Origin of the sequence: Capnocytophaga sp. oral taxon 878 (assembly GCF_002999135.1) — a bacterium.
Lineage (GTDB): Bacteria > Bacteroidota > Bacteroidia > Flavobacteriales > Flavobacteriaceae > Capnocytophaga.
Map to the genome: position 1 here is coordinate 277611 of NZ_CP027229.1, position 18652 is coordinate 296262.

Consider the following 18652-nt stretch of genomic DNA (forward strand, 5'->3'; position numbering starts at 1 on the left):
TCGTTATTCGTTCGTTCGGCATTTGTGGTGTGTTGGACTGTATTGGGGAGGTAACTATGCTTAGTTGTGCCAGCTTGCTAATTAACTTTTATCTGTATTTTAAGATAGGTATGGTAAGATTTTTTCTGTTTGTTATTCATCTTTTTTAAAGGTAGAAGTGAAATGGGTTTTTGTGAGATGAGGCTAAGAGGATGGATAAAAAAATCGTATAGCTATAAAAACTATACGATTTTTTGAAATGTAGATTGTATGAGACCTTTTCTTATTTATTTACTTGGTCGATAAATCGTTTGAAGCCTTTATCACCTTCTGGAGTGTTTTTAAATACACCACAGTGTTCAAGCACTTCACAGAATGTATCGCCTATAATGCGTTCGATAAAACTATCTAACCCATTGATGGTGAGATGTGTATCGGTGCTGTTTATATAGCGTTGTAACCATTGGGTGTGCTTTTGCAAGGTGGTATCGGCTTCCATTTTTTTGTATACATCGGCAAAGTTATTACCAGCCTGAATGGCTTCGGAAAGTAAAGTTTTAATACTTGCCATTTCGGATTTAAGTCGGCCGGGTAAAATAGCCAATCCCATTACTTCAATAATCCCTATATTCTCTTTTTTGATGTTATGGAGGTGTTCATAAGGATGGAAGATACCCATTGGGTGCTGGGCATCGGTGCGGTTGTTACGCAGAGCTAAATCAAGCTCATATTGACCATCTTTAAAACGTGCTACGGGGTTTATTGTATTGTGGCGAACACCTTTGCTGTGTGAAATGATGCCGAGAGCCTCATCGTTATAGTTTATCCACGATTGTAGGATAGTGTCAGCCAAATTAATGAGGCGATCTTTATCACCACGCAAGCGTAATACGGATATAGGCCAATTTACTATACCAGCTTTTATATCTTCAAAACCTTTGAAGGTTACCCATTCTTTTATAGTAGCCTTTTCCATTGGGAATATATGTCGTCCTCCTTGGAAATGGTCGTGGGAAAGGATGGATCCTCCTACAATAGGTAGGTCGGCATTAGAGCTCAAGAAATAATGAGGAAATAAAGCTACAAAGCCTAATATATGCTCAAAGCAAGCTCTATCTATTTTCATAGGGCGATGGTTGCCTGAGAAAACGATGCAATGCTCATTGTAATAGATGTATGGCGAATACTGGAAATACCAATCTTCATTAGCTAAATCAAGCTTAATGGTGCGCAAATTTTGCCTTCCGGCATGATTTACGCGTCCCATATAACCTTCATTCTCTTTGCAAAGCAAGCACTTGGGGTAGTTAGTAGCAACTACATCACGTTGGGCTGCAATATCGCGAGGGTCTTTCTCTGGTTTAGAAAGATTGATGGTAATTTCTAAGTTACCATATTGGCAATAGTGTTCCCAACCAAAGTTTTTAGCAATTCTATCGGTACGTATATAGTTGCTTTGCTTGTTTAGCTCATAAAACTGATTAGTAGCTTTCTCACGATCGGTTTGGTAGGTTTGCCAAAAGTTATTGCGAATAGCTGAAGTGCGAGGCAGTACCTGTCCCATAATTTTAGAGTTCAGCAAATCGCGGAAAGTAAGAGTATCGGTAGTGAGTGTACCGTTTTTGGCTGCCCATTCTACTAAGTTATCAAGTACTTCGGTGGGATAGATGATTTTGGCAGCTTCTTTTTCTATATGTATTTTTTCTTCTTTTGTAAATTCGGCATAGCTATCACAACCAATACACTCAAGTACCGTATTGGTAACCAATATGCGGTCGTCATCGCTTACCAAGCTGTGCTGTACGGCATAACTAATAAGTTTTTCTACTTCAGAATAGATAGACTCCTTCACAATTAATAATTATCAATTAACAAATAAAACTATTTAGTACGAAACTTATAAATGGTTTCGTGTTTATATACTTCTCCCTTTTCTAATGGTTTTACACCAAACTTAGGTTGGTTAATACCATCAGGGAAATCTTGCATTTCGATAGCTACCCCTACAAAACGTGGGTTTTTAGTAGGTTTTTCTTTAGGAGTACATACTTTGTCAAATACAAGAACCTCATCTAAGAAATTACCAGTGTAGACAACAGCTACGCGCTGCGTAGTATAGGCTTCCATAGTAATGCCACTATGGGGTGAGTGTAATACTAACTGAGGTGCTCCACTAAGCCCACTATGATTGAGCACAAAAGGATGGTCATAAGCACGTGTAATTTCGAACTGAGGGTGTCCTTCAGCTATGCCTTCAGCTATTACTTTACCTTTGCGAAGATCAAAAGTAGTTCCTTCAACAGCAAGGTAGTTACCAGTAGGGATAAGTCCTTCAGCTAGCTCGCAAATGTTATCAGCTTCTATTTTTAATACTTGTGCATCGCCATTTACTTCCATATCACCAGCAAGGTTAAAATAACTATGGTTAGTGATATTAAGATAAGTTTTAGCATCAGCAATAGCTTCATAAGCAATGTGCAAGCTGTTATCATCAGTAATGGTATATATTACTTTGAAATTGACAGTTGCAGGGTAGCCTTCTTCACCATCAGGACTGATATAGAGCATCTCCAAACCATTAGGTAACTCTTTTACGCTGAAAATCTTACTACTAAAGCCTTCTTTACCACCATGCAATGAGTTTTCTCCATTGTTTTTAAATAGATGATAGGTTTTTCCGTCAATAGTAAAAGCAGCATTGTGTATCCGCCCTGAAGTACGCCCTATAGTAGCCCCATTGTAAGCACCATTACCTACATAATCTTCCCAATTTTTGTACCCTAATACTACATTTTTTAGTGTACCATGTTTGTCTTTCACGGCTATTTGGGTAATAGTACCACCTAAGTTCAATACAGATACGCTAAATCCATTAGCATTCTGTAATGTATATTCGTAGACAGCCTGTCCGTTATGTGTTCCGGACAGGCTTTTGTTGATGTTAATCATATTTTTTTGGTTTATAGTTTTTTAGCACCATCGCTAACAGCTGCAATATAAAAATCAGCAGCATATCCTATTTTATTTTTGTAGGCCTCACCTACATTTTTGATGAAATCATCTACTTTGTCTCTTTTTACAATGCTTACAGTACAACCACCAAAGCCAGCACCTGTCATACGTGAGCCTACTACACCAGGTTGTTCCCAAGCAAGAGCAGCCAAGGTGTCCAATTCTACTCCAGTTACTTCATAATCGTCACGTAAAGAGATGTGAGATTGATTCATTAGTTGTCCAAATTCACTTAAGTTACCAGCTGATAGTTCTTTTTGTGCTTTAAGGGTGCGTTGGTTTTCGTATACAGCGTGTTTAGCTCTTTTTTGGCGAATAGGACTCTTAATAAGATCTTTATTTGCTTCAAATTCTTCAATAGATAGCTCTCCTAAAGCTTTAATAGGTAATTTAGTTTGTAACTCAGCCAAAGCTTCATCGCATTCTGCACGACGTTCGTTGTATTTCGAGTCAGCCAATCCACGACGTTTGTTAGTGTTAGCAATTACAATAACCTCATCTTTTAGCACTACAGGTACGTATGCGTATTTAAGGGTGTTGCAATCTAATAATATAGCATTGTCTTTTTTACCCATAGCTACAGCAAATTGGTCCATAATACCTGAATTTACTCCAATAAATAGATTCTCAGTTTTCTTCCCTAACTGAGCCATCTCTACAGGATCAATTGAAAGGTTAAATAGGTCTTTTAGTACTATACCAGTAAGCATCTCTATAGAAGCTGAAGATGAAAGTCCTGCTCCATTAGGAATATTACCACAGAAAAGAATTTCAAATCCGCTATCTATTTTGTACCCAGCTTCTAAAAACATTTTAATCACTCCTTTAGGGTAGTTTGCCCAATCATGTTTTTTGTCATTAGTAAGCTCATCAAGGGTAAATTCCATTACGCCAAGGTTCGCAAAGTTTTCAGAGTACATACGGAATTTGCGGTCAGTACGTTTTTTAACCAAACCATAAGTACCTTTGTCAATAGCACAAGGAAATACATTACCGCCATTATAGTCAGTATGTTCGCCAATAAGGTTCACACGTCCAGGTGCAAAAAATTGTTTTTCGGCAGGAGCACCGAATACTTCTTGAAACTTTTGTTCTAACTGTTTCATATTCTTTTTAGTTATTAGTTATTAGTTTTTAGTCGTTAGCTCTAATACCTCCCGACTTATATCTATTTAAAATATTTTTTAGCAATAGCTTTTAGTTCTTCTTCTTTTTCTTCTAAGCGTTTTAAGAGGGCAAACTGATTACGAGCACGTATATAGTTTTCTTCAGGGAATGATATTTTGTAATACACATCATTGTTGTAATAATCAGCAAGGAAACGGATACCAATAATAAAAATCATATATTTAGCACCATTCACAATGTTTTCTTTTTCAGATTGCGTCATTACAGGATTCATTACCGAATAGCCCTTGCACAAAGCTTCAAAAAAGTCTGTATTGAATATAATTTTGCTTTCATCAGCTTCATTTTCTTCTGTAGGACTTACTGAAGTGCGTACCATATCACCAAAGTCATACAACAAGATACCTTGCATAACAGTATCAAGGTCAATCACTCTAAAATCATCAGGATTAGCCTTGTTTATAAGTACATTATTAATTTTAGTGTCATTGTGAGTTACGCGGATAGGAATACGTTGTGCATCAACTTCTTTTTGTATAATATCAAAAATTACCTTATGGCTCTGCGCAAAAGCGTATAGGTCTTTAGCTTTATCTTTGCGTATAGCACTTGCTTGCGCATAAGCATCTTCTAATTGTTGGTAGCGCAAGTACCCATCATGGAAGTTAGGAATGGTAGCCTTTAACCTAGAAGTGTCAATATTAGCAAAGGTTTTCATAAATGTAGCAAATGCTACAGCAGCTTTTTCTGCCTGCCAAGGCTCTTCAATAAACTCGTATGAGGTAAAACCTTCAGCAAAAGGCACTACACGCCACAATACATTATCAGCAGTAACCGAATAGCCTCCTGCTTTAGTAGCTACCATTGGCAATATAACGTGGTTGTTAGGTTCTGTTTCCCATAGCAATTCAATATTTTGGATAATGCTATCTGGTGTTTTAAAAATATTACCATTAATGCCTTGTAATACATAGTTAGCGTCGGTAGTTTTCACCAAAAAGGTACGGTTGATGTGTCCGTTGCCAAAAGGTTCAATAGAAAGGATATCTCCTTTTAAATCGAATTGATTAGCTATTTCTTTCATTTTATTTAGTTATTAATTAGTTCTTGGTATACATATTTTAAAATTACGAGCTTTGCCAAAGCTCTTTTTGGCAAAGCTCATAACTTTCATTTTATCTAAAATCTATCAGGATAACAACCTCTATCTATAAGTTTCTGCATTTCAGTCTGCACCATAGCAAGGTCTTCACGATAAGTCATACCAAACCAAGTATCGTGGTTAGGTAACACTTCCAATTTGTACCCATAATCTTTAATAGCGTGCTGAACTACTAATGGAATGTAAAACTCTGCTTTAGGATCATTTTTGTTTTCAATAACAAAGTCAGTAAAATAACGTTCAGCTATATCAAGCACATCGTGTGTAAATCCCCAGAAATTCATTGATACAAACGTATTTAGAGGGTACTCTATTCCTGTAGCTTCATCTACCGCAGTAGTATCATTTATTTTGCGTAATTTAGTAGCTTCGTTAATTGATAACAGATGGTGATTATCATCTACCTCACAGATACCTCGTGAAACAGTACCATTCTCACTAAGAGTGTTTTTTAGTAGGTAACCGCCAGAGTAAAAGGTCTTTTCTTTACCCGAATTTAGCGCATTATACATTAGTTTAAATCCTTCTTTACCGTAGTAATCATCAGCATTGATAATCAAAAAAGGATTCTTCACCACTTCTTTCACACATAGCATAGCGTGCCCAGTACCCCAAGGTTTCTTGCGTTCTATTCCTTTAGGATTGAAATCATCTTGATATACATAGCTGATAGGCACTCCGGGGAAACGATTTTGTAGGTGTTGGCGTGCCAAATCATCAATTTCGTGACGAATGATAAGTACCACATTGTCAAATCCAGCCTCTATAGCATCATAAATCCCATAATCAAATAGCGCATTGCCATTGTGAATATCCTCCAATTGTTTGTCAGAGCCAAAGCGACTACCTAATCCAGCCGCCAAAATTACTAATGTTGTCATATAATATAAGAAAATCTTAAATGTTGATAATAAGGCTAACACGAATCCCTAAGTATTCATTAGCGCGGCAAAGATACGAAATAAAAACTAAATAACAATGAAAAAGAAAAAAAATTTTTACGAAACTCTATCACAAGCTTCTCTAAGCTATTTTGAAAGATAAACCAACAAATAACAAAGGATAATTCTTCCCCCACAGTACTTCACTACACCACCAACCTTGAACGAACGATAAACGAAGGATAAACGAACTATAAACGAAGGATAGTTGTAAGCTCCAGCAGCCAAGCATCTCCCTAAAGCCAAATCTAAAATAACTATAATATTATTAACTTTAACAATAATTTAACTATATTGTAATATATTGAAAATAAATGTGTTACATTACTTTTTTAATCAACTAATAAAAACCGACTTTAATAACTTTTGTTGCCTCAGAAAAAAAGATGTACTTTTGTGGCACTAATTATGTTTGGTAGCTAAAAAGCCTCCAAAATAATATAACTTTTTAAGGATAAATAATAATGAAAAAGTTTCTTACAGCAATTACATTTTTAATCTTCTCTGGGCTCAGTTGGGCTCAAATCGAGTGTATCGACGTGCAGATAACTCCCATCGTAGGAAGTTGTTATGCCGATAATGCTATTAAAGTAACTGCTAAAGATGCATCACCGTACCCCGCAGTTTGTAAGCCCTCAAGTGGTGAATTTATAATTCAATTTAAGGGCAAAAATAAAGATGATGTTTTCAAAATGTCACCCTATCCTGTGGCAGCAGGAGGTACAGCCGAATACACGCTTAATAACTTAGAATCAGGTACCTATCAAGTCATAGTACGTGACGCTAAAACAGGAGCCATTGTCGAGCGCTCAGTAACTATTACCAATAGTTATGTGCCTATGAACATATTTGGCTTAGAAGGCGTAGCTCCTACTTGTACTAAGCAAGGAGGCGTACGTTTCCGTATTCCTAGCGGAGGTAATGGCCCCTTTGATGTAACAATACTCGACGAAACCGGTAATACCGTCCTAGTACCTACCCAAAGGTTTAATCGCCCTACCGGTAATAATTATATCGAGGTACGTGGTACAGCAGCACATCCTCTTAGTCCTAATCAAGAAGTAAGGCTCCAAATTAAAGACGTAACCACCACTGGCCCTAACTGTGGCGAAACTCGCCGCTTGCCAATCACAATACCTCCCGAAATACAAACTCCCGAGTGTATCAATATCAAAATGTACAACTTCAGAGAGCTCATCGTAAGTAATACCGATTGCGGTAAGCATCAAGCTCGATTCAGAATTGTAAGGGTCGAAGATGGTAAGTACGTTCAGGAAGGAGTTTCTAATGCCCAAGCCTTATATAATTACTTCACTCTCCCAGGTACCGCAGTAGTTCGCTTTTTAAATTCACCAACACCCTCCAAAGTTGGTAAAGTAATTGATATTTCAAGTTCTTTTGACTATTATGGCTTCTGGCTCAAAGATTATATTATCGAAAAAGGCGATGTGGTAGAAATAACCATTAAAGGCGGTAAAAATACTATCAAAGAAACCGTACGTTTTAATGATCAAATAGACCCTCTTACTTGTAATACCAAGTTATTATTCGTTAAAAATCATTCCTATAATATGGGCATCCCCGCAGGCTGCTCTTCTAGTACTACCAAGGAATTAATCCTTTATTATGAAATTCCTTATGGCCAGTACCGAGATATGCCTAATGTTACCCAAGGAGGTACCCATCGCTACTTTGTAAGATGGCACGACGATAATAAAATAGATGTCGAAAAAATAGAACATTTTAAGTTAGAAAAAGGCCCTTCAGCTTCAGGCCCTTGGACTACCGTCCCTATGACCAATGCCGCTACAGCCGGTCCTGGACAAGCACGATGGACGAACCGCCGCATTTACCTAGATAATGCCGGCGAAGGATTTTATAGGCTTACCTACAAAAATACCAACAACTGCTTTGAAACTTGCTCAAAAGTAATTGAAATTAAATACCCCCAAGGCTCTTTACCTTCATTAGAAAATATATGGAAAGATATGAGCCTACTCTACGGGCTACATCAGGAAACAGGAGCTTTTATGATACGTTTCAATACCAGAAACTATGTAAGCCCTCTCGAAGTAAAAGTAGAACCAGCCGATGGCTCTAAATCTATTACCTATACACCCAAAATAGGATTTTTAGAAGCTGCTCAGCCTCGTACTATCACTTTCCCACTTATCAATAAAAAAGTCTTTAGTAGCGCAACCGATACTTATGATATTGCAGGTTATACCAATTTACCCTCAGGCCGTTACCGAATAACTGTAACCGATGGGTGTGGGCAAACTACTACTAAAGAACTCGACTTCTTAAGCACAGACTATCAACCCGAGGAACTAGCCTTTAAAAAAGACTGTAACGTTGCCGAAATGATATACAAAAGCAAAGGAGGCTTTAATAACCCATATATCAATATTACGTTACAAAAATATAATGCTAATGGTACCTTAGGCCAACCTTTAATCAGGAATGCCAACCCTTTCAATGGCTCATTCCTCAATTTACTACCTGGTAAATATAAAGTTAAATTAGTAGCCAACCTTAGTATTCTTCAAGGAAAAACCTATACCACTTCAAAAACTTGGCTCTATTACTGGATTTCAGAACCTGGCCCAGCAGTAACCGAGTTTGAAAAAGATATAGTTGTAGAACCTATTGAAAAACTCAACCCTACTTTAAGTCCTTTGGTGTGCGATCCCGGTACAGGTACTTATATGATAGCCGCCGATGTTACAGGGCAAAGTGTAGTTTTCCCTCTTACTTTTAATCTTTACGAAAGACCTAACGCTACATCCACCGGAACTACTACCTCCACACCTATTAAAACACACACCTATCAAGAAAGTGATAATACTTACTATCACGTCTTTGATGGATTAGCATCAGGCAAACATTATTTGGTCGAAACAGTACACGTTTGCCAAACAGTACCTAAGTATATCAGTTTGGATCCTTCTGCTACCTTTGATCCTGCTTTAGTCATCGACCGTCCCGTACCTTTCTGTAAAGGTAATACGGCTACAGTACAACTACTGGGTATACCCGAAAGTATCTTTGATATACGATGGTTCAAGCTCGATGCCAATGGCAACAAAACTACAGCAGCTCCTTATAAAACAGGAAGCAAGTTTTCCGAGCCTATTTATGAAACTACTTCATATATGGCCGAATATCGCATCCGCCCAGGTATAGGTTGTGCCAATTATACTTGGTATACCAAAACCGCTACTGTGGTAATGCCTCCTACCGATAAGCCTAGAATTACTAATGGTTGTCCTAATGATATCACAGTTAATGCCTCTATAGGTAGATGCGATGCTTCAGTATCGTGGATAGAACCTACAGCCGAACCTTCGTGCTTAGGTCTAGTCAATCGTACTAGCACACACGCTCCTGGCGATATTTTCCCTATAGGTACTACAAAGGTTATTTACACCTTTACCGATGTGGCAGGTAATACGGCTTCGTGTTCATTCAATATAACTGTCAAATCAAATGCCTTAAAACTCAAGACCCAGCAGCGTTACACCGATGCCTCTGGCAATACCATTACACAGTTACAGCCCAATCAGCAGTTTTATTACGAGTTGAGGTATCAGAACGATGGATCGGAGAACATCAATCGTGCTACCTTAGATGTTAAGATGCCCGACGCCACTACTATAGTATCCAATGGAGCTCCTGATTTGAGTGGAGCGGGAGATGGATCATGGCAGCATCCGCAGCCTACCTCTTCGTATAATTCAGTAACGAAGTCTTGGCGATTTGAGATAGGAGCCAATAATAATAATTCCACATTAAGGTTAGGTGATCCCGAGCGAGTGATCCGCATACCATTAAAAGTACAAGGAGACTGTGAAGCGTTATTTGCTCCATGTCAGAACTTTGTATATACCGAGCTTACAGCCACCTACAAGGGAGGTCCAGCAGGCTGTCCACTGGCCGAGATGAGCCATACAGCCTCATTAACAACCACCATTAACACCTCCGATTGTAATCGTCAGGAGATGTTCTGTGGTACCGGTCAAGTAACCTTTAAGGCTATAGGCGGTTTCACCACCTATCAGTGGTATGATCCTAATGGTAATGTAGTGGGCAATACACAGCAATACGCCCCTACATCAGCAGGCATATATAAAGTAGTAAAAACTATTTCTTGTCATGGGGTACAGTTTACAGTAACAGAGACCATCAACTACCAAACGGTAAGCAGCACTACCGATCCCATTCGAGCACAAGCACAAAACATAGGGGTTGTATGTCCATCCGATGGAAGTTGGACAAGCCAGTTCTATTTGTGTCAAGGCGGCGCTAAGCAGCTTACAGTAAACTATCAGAACACACCATTTGAGTGGCAAATGTTCAACAGCAGCTGTCAGAACCAAGTAACAGATCCGGATTGTCGAGTAACCAGTGATGATTGCTGGACTACATTTAGTACCGATCGCAATTACTCGTTTAACACAGCAGGGTTATACCGTTTAAAGCTCACCAACTCAGGTTGTGATACAAGTTTCTATTTCCAAATCATCACCGGTTCACTGCAAGGCACCCGAGGAGCGGTAAAAGACGAGACAAACTTTGAGCAAGGAGCAGTAGCATATAATATGAGTTCCAGCGGTGTTACCTATAAGGTTGAGATTTATAAAGGCGGCACCTATTTGCGTACCGATTTGAAGACGAGCAATCGTTTTGAGGTAGATAATTTAACGGCGGGTAGCTATCGTATCAAGATCACCTCCGATCAAATAGCAGGATGTGAGTATATTGATAATCCAACCATTAAGAAGATCACCGATATGAGTGTTACAGCCACCTTCCAAGGCTTTAAGGAAGGTTACTGTAATATGGCCAAGATTCGTTTACAGGCACAAGGCGGACAATCACCATATCGATTCTTTATCTGGACCATTGATGGGCAGCGTCAGTTCAGCAGTCCTACACAGGCGCTTGCCTCCTCACCTATAGCCGTACAAACCGGCGGTCAAACCTATGTAGATTTAGAACACAGTGTAAGCCGTATAGGAGAATATGAGTTTTTGGTAGGCGACACACGTAACGGAGCTTTTGCTATTTCCAATAAGATAACCATTACTCCACCTAGTCCACATAGTTTTACTATATCCTCTACCCAAGAGATAACCTGTGAGACCCATCCTAATAGTGGTCATATCAATGTAATGTTCCCACCTGGGCAACAGAATTTTAGTCGTACTCTAAACTTGTACAAGCTCAAGGCCGATGGTACTCGAGAGATGCCAGTGTTCAAGAGCAGTGCAGGAGGTTTGTTCACAGGTTTACCATCAGGCACCTATGAGGTAGAGATGATATCACAGGTAGCCGGTACAACCTGTATTTATACCAAGAAGCCAATAGTTATCTTACCACCTCAAGCCCCACTTAGGGCTTATGCAGGAGTAGTTTCCGATCGTTCTTGCGATACCCAAAACAACCAGTATAAGGTATCGGTGAACAACGTCTCAGGCGGCACTCCACCTTATAGATACAGTTTTGATGGAGAGAACACCTATGTAAGCACCAATATAGGCTACATAGGCGGTAGCAGTAATATCTATGTAAAAGATAGTAAAGACTGTCGTGTAACCATTCCCGTAACGGTAGAGGTAACCACAGCACCTACTATAAGCCAGACACCGGTGGTTTACCGCTGTGATAATGGCTATGGTCAGGTAACGGTAACAGTAAGCGCATCAGCTTCACAAACCTATCAATACATACTCAATGGCAGTGCTACCCAAACCCTTAGTGGTAATACGCTATTGCTTAATAATTTAGCACCAGGGGTACACACCCTAACGGTGTACTATCGTCCATCCAATTCATCTACGACTCCTAATATACTCTTTAGTGAGGATTTTGGCAGCTCAGAAGAGAATGGTTGTTTGAGTTCCGATAATACAGGATTGGTATGTAATAATGATGCTACCAATTTCCTAGATGGTCAGCAGATGCTCACCAAGCAAGCCCCTTCTAAAGCCAGCTGGACAATACCGACCGATCCATCAGGAGGTAGGTATTTGGCCATAGCAGGCAATGGTAATGGTGAGGTAGCCTACAAAAAGGCCTTAACGGGAGTAACATTAGGTACCGCACTTACAGTAAGTTTTGATGGAGTAAGTTTGCTTACCTCATCAGGGGTAGCACCACGTTTTGATGTAGCCCTATGCCGTGCCGATGGAACCGTATTGCGCAGCAAGACAGTAGGTACAGCCCCCAACGGATCAGGCTGGAAGAAGTTTACAATCAACTTTACCGATGCCGAGGTAGCAGGCTTTACTAATAATACAGCGCAAATACGTATTATAAGTTCAGGATCCTCATCTTATGGTAACTTAGGTAATGATTACGCTATTGATAATGTAAAAGTATGGCAAGCCACAACCTACTGCGATCTAAAAGTAACCGAGCTTATTACCGTTCAGGCCAACAAACAAATGCGAGTAGAGAAGTATGGAGCCGAGAAGAATGTGAGCTGTATAGGAGCATCGGATGGACAGGTACGCATCCGAGTGATCAATCCACCATCAAACAATGTAAAATATGCGATAAGCTTTACTCATACCACCACTACTACTTGGACAGCTACCACTATAGATGCGCAAGGTGTGTTTACAGTTACCGGTTTGGAGGCAATCCAAAATGGAAGGATACAAGTACAAGATGCGACTCAGCCTAATTGTATTTCAACTGTAGAATATAGCATAGGAGCGCCAACACCAATAGTACCAACTGTAAATTTAGTGGAAAGAGTAAGGTGTGATAATACAGGGGCTAAGATAAAAGTTTTAGCAACAGGCGGTACACCAGGTTATCAATACCATGTAGTATCAGTTACTACTACCTTTGAGCCGACATCACCTACCCCTAATCCACATCAGATAGGTAACATACCAGCAGGCACTTATACTTTGGTAGTAAAAGATGCCAATGGATGTACTACGGAAACGACAATAGATATAGAAGGAGTACGTACCCTTACAGTATCTGCCGAGCCAGAATCTTATTGTTACGATGTAACTTCAGAGAAGAAGGTTGTACTTACCGTCCTTGATGGCAATGGTAAATACAGTGTACGCCGTCAAGGAGGTAATACCTATACGTTCAATACGCCAATCTTTGTATACCCCGATGCGTTAGATGCGGGTGTTCATACCTTTACGGTAACCGATAGTTTTGGATGTCAAACACAAGTAACGGCTGAGATCTATGCACCATTATCATTACAAGTATCACCAACTACCCAGTTGTATGCAGGTTGCGTATCGAATAATCATACCTTCCATCTTACAGTAACGGGTGGTGTATCTACTATGTCAAAGATATTTGAGTATAGTATTGATGGAGGAGCCACTTTCCATGTTATAGCATCAGATCCTAGTCAGGCTACTGTAACCATAGCAGCCCCTACGGCTACCAGCACGCTGGTACAGTTTGTAGTTACCTATAGTCCTAATGGTACAGAGTGTCGTCGAGATCGTTTTGTTAATATCAGTTATGATCCACCACGCTTTACCACCGATACATTCACTACTACCAAAGCAATATGTGGCAATGATAACGGTAGTGTGATTATCACCCCTAACGATTATTATGTAGGCACGGTATCACATACCTTGCAGATACGTAATGCAGTTACTAGTGCAGTGGTACAAACACCAACTGCTATGGCAGCAGGTAATTATGTTGCAGTACTCACCGATGCACGAGGCTGTACTGTTAGCAAGTCATTTACTATTGATAAGATAGAAGAGGTAAGAGCTACGGCATCAGTCACCAAGCAAATGGGATGTACAGCAGCCGATTTAGCAGAGATTACCGTACAGTTACAAAGTGGAGGAACAGCACCATTTGTGGTGAAGGTACTCAATACTGATACCAATGTTGAGGCTACACAAACAAAAACAAGTTATGTATCATCGATATTTACAGGACTTAATTACGGTAATTACCAAATCACCATTACCGATGCCAATGGATGTGAAAAACGTTTATCAGCACTTATCAATCCAAATTCAAGTGTGATGAACATTACCTTCCCACCATTAACAACTTGTGCGGAACACACCAAGGCCATTATTAGTGCAACAAGTTCAGGAACCTTTACAGCAACTACTAAGGCATACTTTGCGGTGTACCGTCCAGGCATTCAAAACCCATCCGATGGGTCAGTAGCCAATACCGTAGCTACAACCAACCCTAATGGAGGTAATGATATATGGTATAAAGCAACAGTATCAGGAGCAGGCGTAGTAGCCGAGATACCCAACTTAACCCCAGGAGTAAAATACACTTTTGTAGCATACAATATTACCACAGGTTGTCGATATGTACAAGAGGCTACAGTGCCAGTACCGGCAGCCAATACATTAGCAGCGACTTTGTCTGTACAGAATGTGAGTTGTTCAAGTGGCAATAATGGTACACTTACATATACATTGTCAGGAGTAGATCCATTAGCGACTAATATAACTTGGCAAATATACAAATCTAGTGATCCAAATGCCACTGCTCCTGAAGCCTCAGGAACGGTAGTTTCTATTGCACCTTTAGGATATGCAACGCCACAGAACACAAATACTAACTTATCAGCAGGTAAGTATTTAATCAAGTTTATTCAAACAATAGGAGGTAATAAGTGTGTAAGATCTTTTGATTTTGAGATCAAGCGTTCAGCTATAGAGTTACAAGTAAGCACTAAAGAAACCAAGAAGTCTACTTGTAAAGATCCAGGACAAATATGGTTAAACATCACTGGAGGTACAGCTACCTACACTTATAGTTATGTAACAGCAGGAGGAGCCGCTCCTACAACCTATACCCTCACCACACAAGAGTCCTTGTATGTGAATATGCCTACAGGAGCTTGGGATGTATATGTACGTGATGCTTACGGTTGTGAAAAGCGCAGTACAGTAACCATCACTCAGTTTGATGTACCTAATGTAGCTACCGTAACCACTTTAGCTTGTCAGGCATATAATAATACCAATGGCAAGATACCAGTGCGAATAACCTTAGATAAGATAGGACAAGGAGCACACTATTACAGTTTAGATGGCTCAGCAGGGCTACCTATCCAATGGACGTTGTCTAACCAAGCCTTTGAGGTAGAGGTCACCCCATTGGTGTCACATACAGTAACAGTAACCGATGTAAACGGTTGTGCTAGTAGCATAACCTTCAGCACTACCGATGTTATTAAGGCAGTAGCGGCTATTACCAAGCCAAAAACTTGTGCTACCCCTACGGCCGAGATGACGGTGACAGTAACAGGAGGTACAGGTACCTATAGTTATACTTTAGAGCGTTTAGACAATGGTTCTATAGCTAGTGAAACCCTTGTTGTAGGAGCTGCTGTTACCACGCCAGCTACGGGTATGACCATTACTTTGGGTACAGCATCTTTCACCCAAGCAGCTACTTATCGTATTAGTATTTACGATTCCCAAACCCAAGACTGTCCTATAGTAAAAGAAGTAACAGTACAAGACCCAGAACCTATAAGTTTAGCAGGGGTAACAGTACAGCCTTACCATGAGAAATGTAATTTAGGATTAACAGTTACAGGTACCGGAAGTATAGATGTCATAATGCCTTCAGATAGCAAGACCTATACTTTTGAAATTACCAGTGCTATAGATATTACCACCGGTAATACTGTAGCAGTAACCACCACTCCTACAACAGCAGGAACCCACAATGCTATTTTCAGCGGATTACGAGGTACCCCTCAAGGAGTGAAGTATGATATTCTTATTACCAATAATGAAGGATGTACTGCACAAGTATATGCAGTGGTTACCTCTCCAGAGCCAATTACTTTTGATACTGGAGTCATTACAGCTACTCAGTACAAGTGTCAAGGCAATGCAGGGCTATCCACTCCACAAGTAATTCTTGATACCACTAAGATAAAAGGCGGTATACCACCTTATACAACCGAGTTCTTTGATGCTACAACACATACAAGTTTAGGAAACGGAACAGTATATAACCTTACCAACCTTAGCGGAGGCAGTTATTATGTAAGAGTGAAAGATGCCTCAGGCGGTTGTGCTACTAGTACAGCAAGTGTGACTATAGCACCAGCCTTTGATCTTACAACCCTTAGTATTACCACTACCACATCAGCCACTTGTGTGGTTGATGAAGCAATACGTATAGATGTAGGTACTACTGGTTATATAGCAGGAACCCCACTTAAGTATATAGTTCAAGGAGTAGGTAATAGTATCGCTACGGTAACAACAGTAGCAAGCACCACTCTATCTCTAACCCTCAATGGTTCTAGTGCCTTATCAGGTAGCAACTATACCGTACAAGTAATCAATGAGCGTACAGGCTGTAGTATAGTAGGAGGTCACCGCATTAAAGATGTCAATACCTTTGCTATAGAGTCTACCAACCCAGTGAGAGCAGTTTGTCATACCGATTTTGGAGGAATAACCCTTACTCTTAAGGATACCGATCTTTCTAATGGCGATCAGTCTACAGCAGGATTTACCTATACCATTACATCTGTAGGTAGTAGTTCACCTGTAAGTTTATCAGGTAGTGCCATAGGTAATATAGTAACCATTACTACCCTTAAAGGAGGATCGTATGATATAGAAGCAATTTCTAATAGTACGGGTTGCCGAGTAGCTAAGCACCGCTTTATTATCCCATCCAACCCAGATGAGATAAGTGTAAGTAATGTGAAACAGAAAGTATCTGTTAACTGTCAAAACCAAGATGCCGTAGGAGAACTTACGGTTACTGGAGGTGAGCAAGAATATACAGTAACCCTTACCCCAATAAGTCCTACACCAGGAGGTGCAGTAACCCTTAGCAATATACCATCAGGAGCACCAGGGGTTGAGTTCCGAGGCTTAAATGCAGGTCAATATGCTATTACTTTAATAGATGCTTTAGGTTGTACAACATATAGTGGTACTCGCACTATTACTATTGATCCTTACAATAGCATACAAGTGGCAAGCATCACCACCCAAGTAACCTCTATTACTTGTGTAGACGCTAACAATGGTAAGTTAAAAGTAAGTAATGTATCAGGAGGAACCCGTCCTTATAGCTATGTACTGGTAAGGCTGTCAGCTACAGGTAGTAATATACCTAGGTATATCACCCCCGATACCGAATATACATTTGAAGGTATTGAGCCAGGAACCTATCGTGTAGATATAGTAGATAGTAAGAACTGCTCAGTAACAGTAGCAGGAACCTTTACCTTTGCCAATCCACAGCCTATCACTGCCGATATAGATGAGAACGCCTCACAGTTCTACACCTGCAACGCTCAGAATGATGGTAGTGTTACAATTCAAAACATAGCAGGCGGTACAGGAACTTATGATGTAGATATAGTACGAGCCGATAATGGACAGAAGATAAACGGTCACCGAGGAATAACGGCCACCTCCGATAGCTTTGTGAATTTACCACCAGCACCAAAAGACACTTATTACAAGGTAGTGATTACCGATACCAACGGTTGTGTGATGACCAAAACCGTTAGCTTTACAGTGGTAGAATTCCCAGATATAGCGGTGAATTATGTAGAGCGTGAAGGTACTTGTGATGCGGGTACTAATAATTACAAGGATTATTTAGTAGTGAGGTTCCGTAACCCAGAGGTAGATTTCAGTAAGATAACCTACGCTCTTGATGGCACCGCTACCACTACAAGTTTTGTACGCACCTTAGGTAATATAGGATATATTGATGAGTTTGATCGCACCACAAGAACCCATACTATCGAGGTACACTACAACACCCTTACCCCAGTAACCGGACATTGTACAGCCTCTAAAACCTTTGATTTTGATCTTTACGATCCGCTTACCCTTACCAATACCACCAGCTCAGCTACCGCTATCAATACCATTGAAGTAAAAGCGGCAGGCGGTACTACTACCAATCTTAAGGGTTACACATTCTATTACAATGGCGTGGATAGAGGTAGCAATACAAGCTATAAGATAAACCACGACGATCCAGAGCGCATAGAATCCAACGGGGTACGCATTAAGATAATCCAAGTGAGGGTAGAGGATGCCAACGGATGTACAGCAACGCTCACAGCCGAAGTCCCTTACCACGATATAGAAGTCCCCAACTTCTTCACCCCAGATGGCGACGGAGTGAATGATGTATGGCAACCTAAGTATTTGGATAATAATGTGAATGCACGCATTTATATATTTGATCGATATGGAAGGCGAATAGCCAACTTAGCACCAGGCGAAGGCTGGGACGGACAGTATGACGGTCGTCTAATGCCATCAGGCGATTACTGGTATGTGATAGAAATCAATGATCAGTTATATGATAAGCGACAGTTCTATGGAAACTTCACATTATATAGGTAATAGTTTAAAAGTTCATACTTAAAACCTTTTAAAAACTGCTCACG

The 18652-nt window shown here is 40.1% G+C and carries 6 protein-coding genes; 1 reads left to right on the forward strand and 5 read right to left on the reverse strand.

Annotated elements, in window-relative coordinates; genetic code table 11:
* Positions 1-262: 262 nt before the first annotated feature.
* The 5 genes from C4H12_RS01240 to C4H12_RS01260 all read right to left on the reverse strand — a co-directional run bounded on the left by C4H12_RS01240 (position 263) and on the right by C4H12_RS01260 (position 6162).
* Positions 263-1831 carry a UDP-glucose--hexose-1-phosphate uridylyltransferase gene (locus C4H12_RS01240; protein ID WP_371514472.1) on the reverse strand — a complete coding sequence of 523 codons (1569 nt, stop codon included), beginning with the start codon at positions 1829-1831 and terminating at the stop codon, positions 263-265.
* Positions 1832-1860: 29 nt separating this feature from the next.
* Entirely contained in the window at positions 1861-2928 is a 1068-nt protein-coding gene (locus C4H12_RS01245; RefSeq protein WP_106097300.1) for an aldose epimerase family protein, read from the reverse strand.
* A gap of 11 nt (positions 2929-2939) precedes the next feature.
* Positions 2940-4097 carry a galactokinase gene (locus C4H12_RS01250; RefSeq protein ID WP_106097301.1) on the reverse strand — a complete coding sequence of 386 codons (1158 nt, stop codon included), beginning with the start codon at positions 4095-4097 and terminating at the stop codon, positions 2940-2942.
* 62 nt (positions 4098-4159) lie between these two features.
* A complete protein-coding gene (locus tag C4H12_RS01255) occupies positions 4160-5203 on the reverse strand; it encodes a phosphotransferase enzyme family protein (RefSeq protein WP_106097302.1) in 1044 nt (347 codons plus the stop codon).
* 95 nt (positions 5204-5298) lie between these two features.
* Complete coding sequence (locus C4H12_RS01260; protein ID WP_106097303.1) at positions 5299-6162, reverse strand: NTP transferase domain-containing protein; 864 nt, start codon at positions 6160-6162, stop codon at positions 5299-5301.
* 524 nt (positions 6163-6686) lie between these two features.
* Between C4H12_RS01260 and C4H12_RS01265 the strand changes: the two genes are divergently transcribed.
* Positions 6687-18608 carry a T9SS type B sorting domain-containing protein gene (locus C4H12_RS01265; RefSeq protein WP_254424788.1) on the forward strand — a complete coding sequence of 3974 codons (11922 nt, stop codon included), beginning with the start codon at positions 6687-6689 and terminating at the stop codon, positions 18606-18608.
* Positions 18609-18652 lie beyond the last annotated feature (44 nt).

Excerpts from the sequence above, each read along its gene's own strand:
- C4H12_RS01255 (WP_106097302.1), bottom strand. The coding sequence starts at position 5,203 with ATGAAAGAAATAGCTAATCAATTCGATTTAAAAGGAGATATCCTTTCT.
- C4H12_RS01265 (WP_254424788.1), top strand. The coding sequence starts at position 6,687 with ATGAAAAAGTTTCTTACAGCAATTACATTTTTAATCTTCTCTGGGCTC.
- C4H12_RS01260 (WP_106097303.1), bottom strand. The coding sequence starts at position 6,162 with ATGACAACATTAGTAATTTTGGCGGCTGGATTAGGTAGTCGCTTTGGC.
- C4H12_RS01250 (WP_106097301.1), bottom strand. The coding sequence starts at position 4,097 with ATGAAACAGTTAGAACAAAAGTTTCAAGAAGTATTCGGTGCTCCTGCC.
- C4H12_RS01245 (WP_106097300.1), bottom strand. The coding sequence starts at position 2,928 with ATGATTAACATCAACAAAAGCCTGTCCGGAACACATAACGGACAGGCT.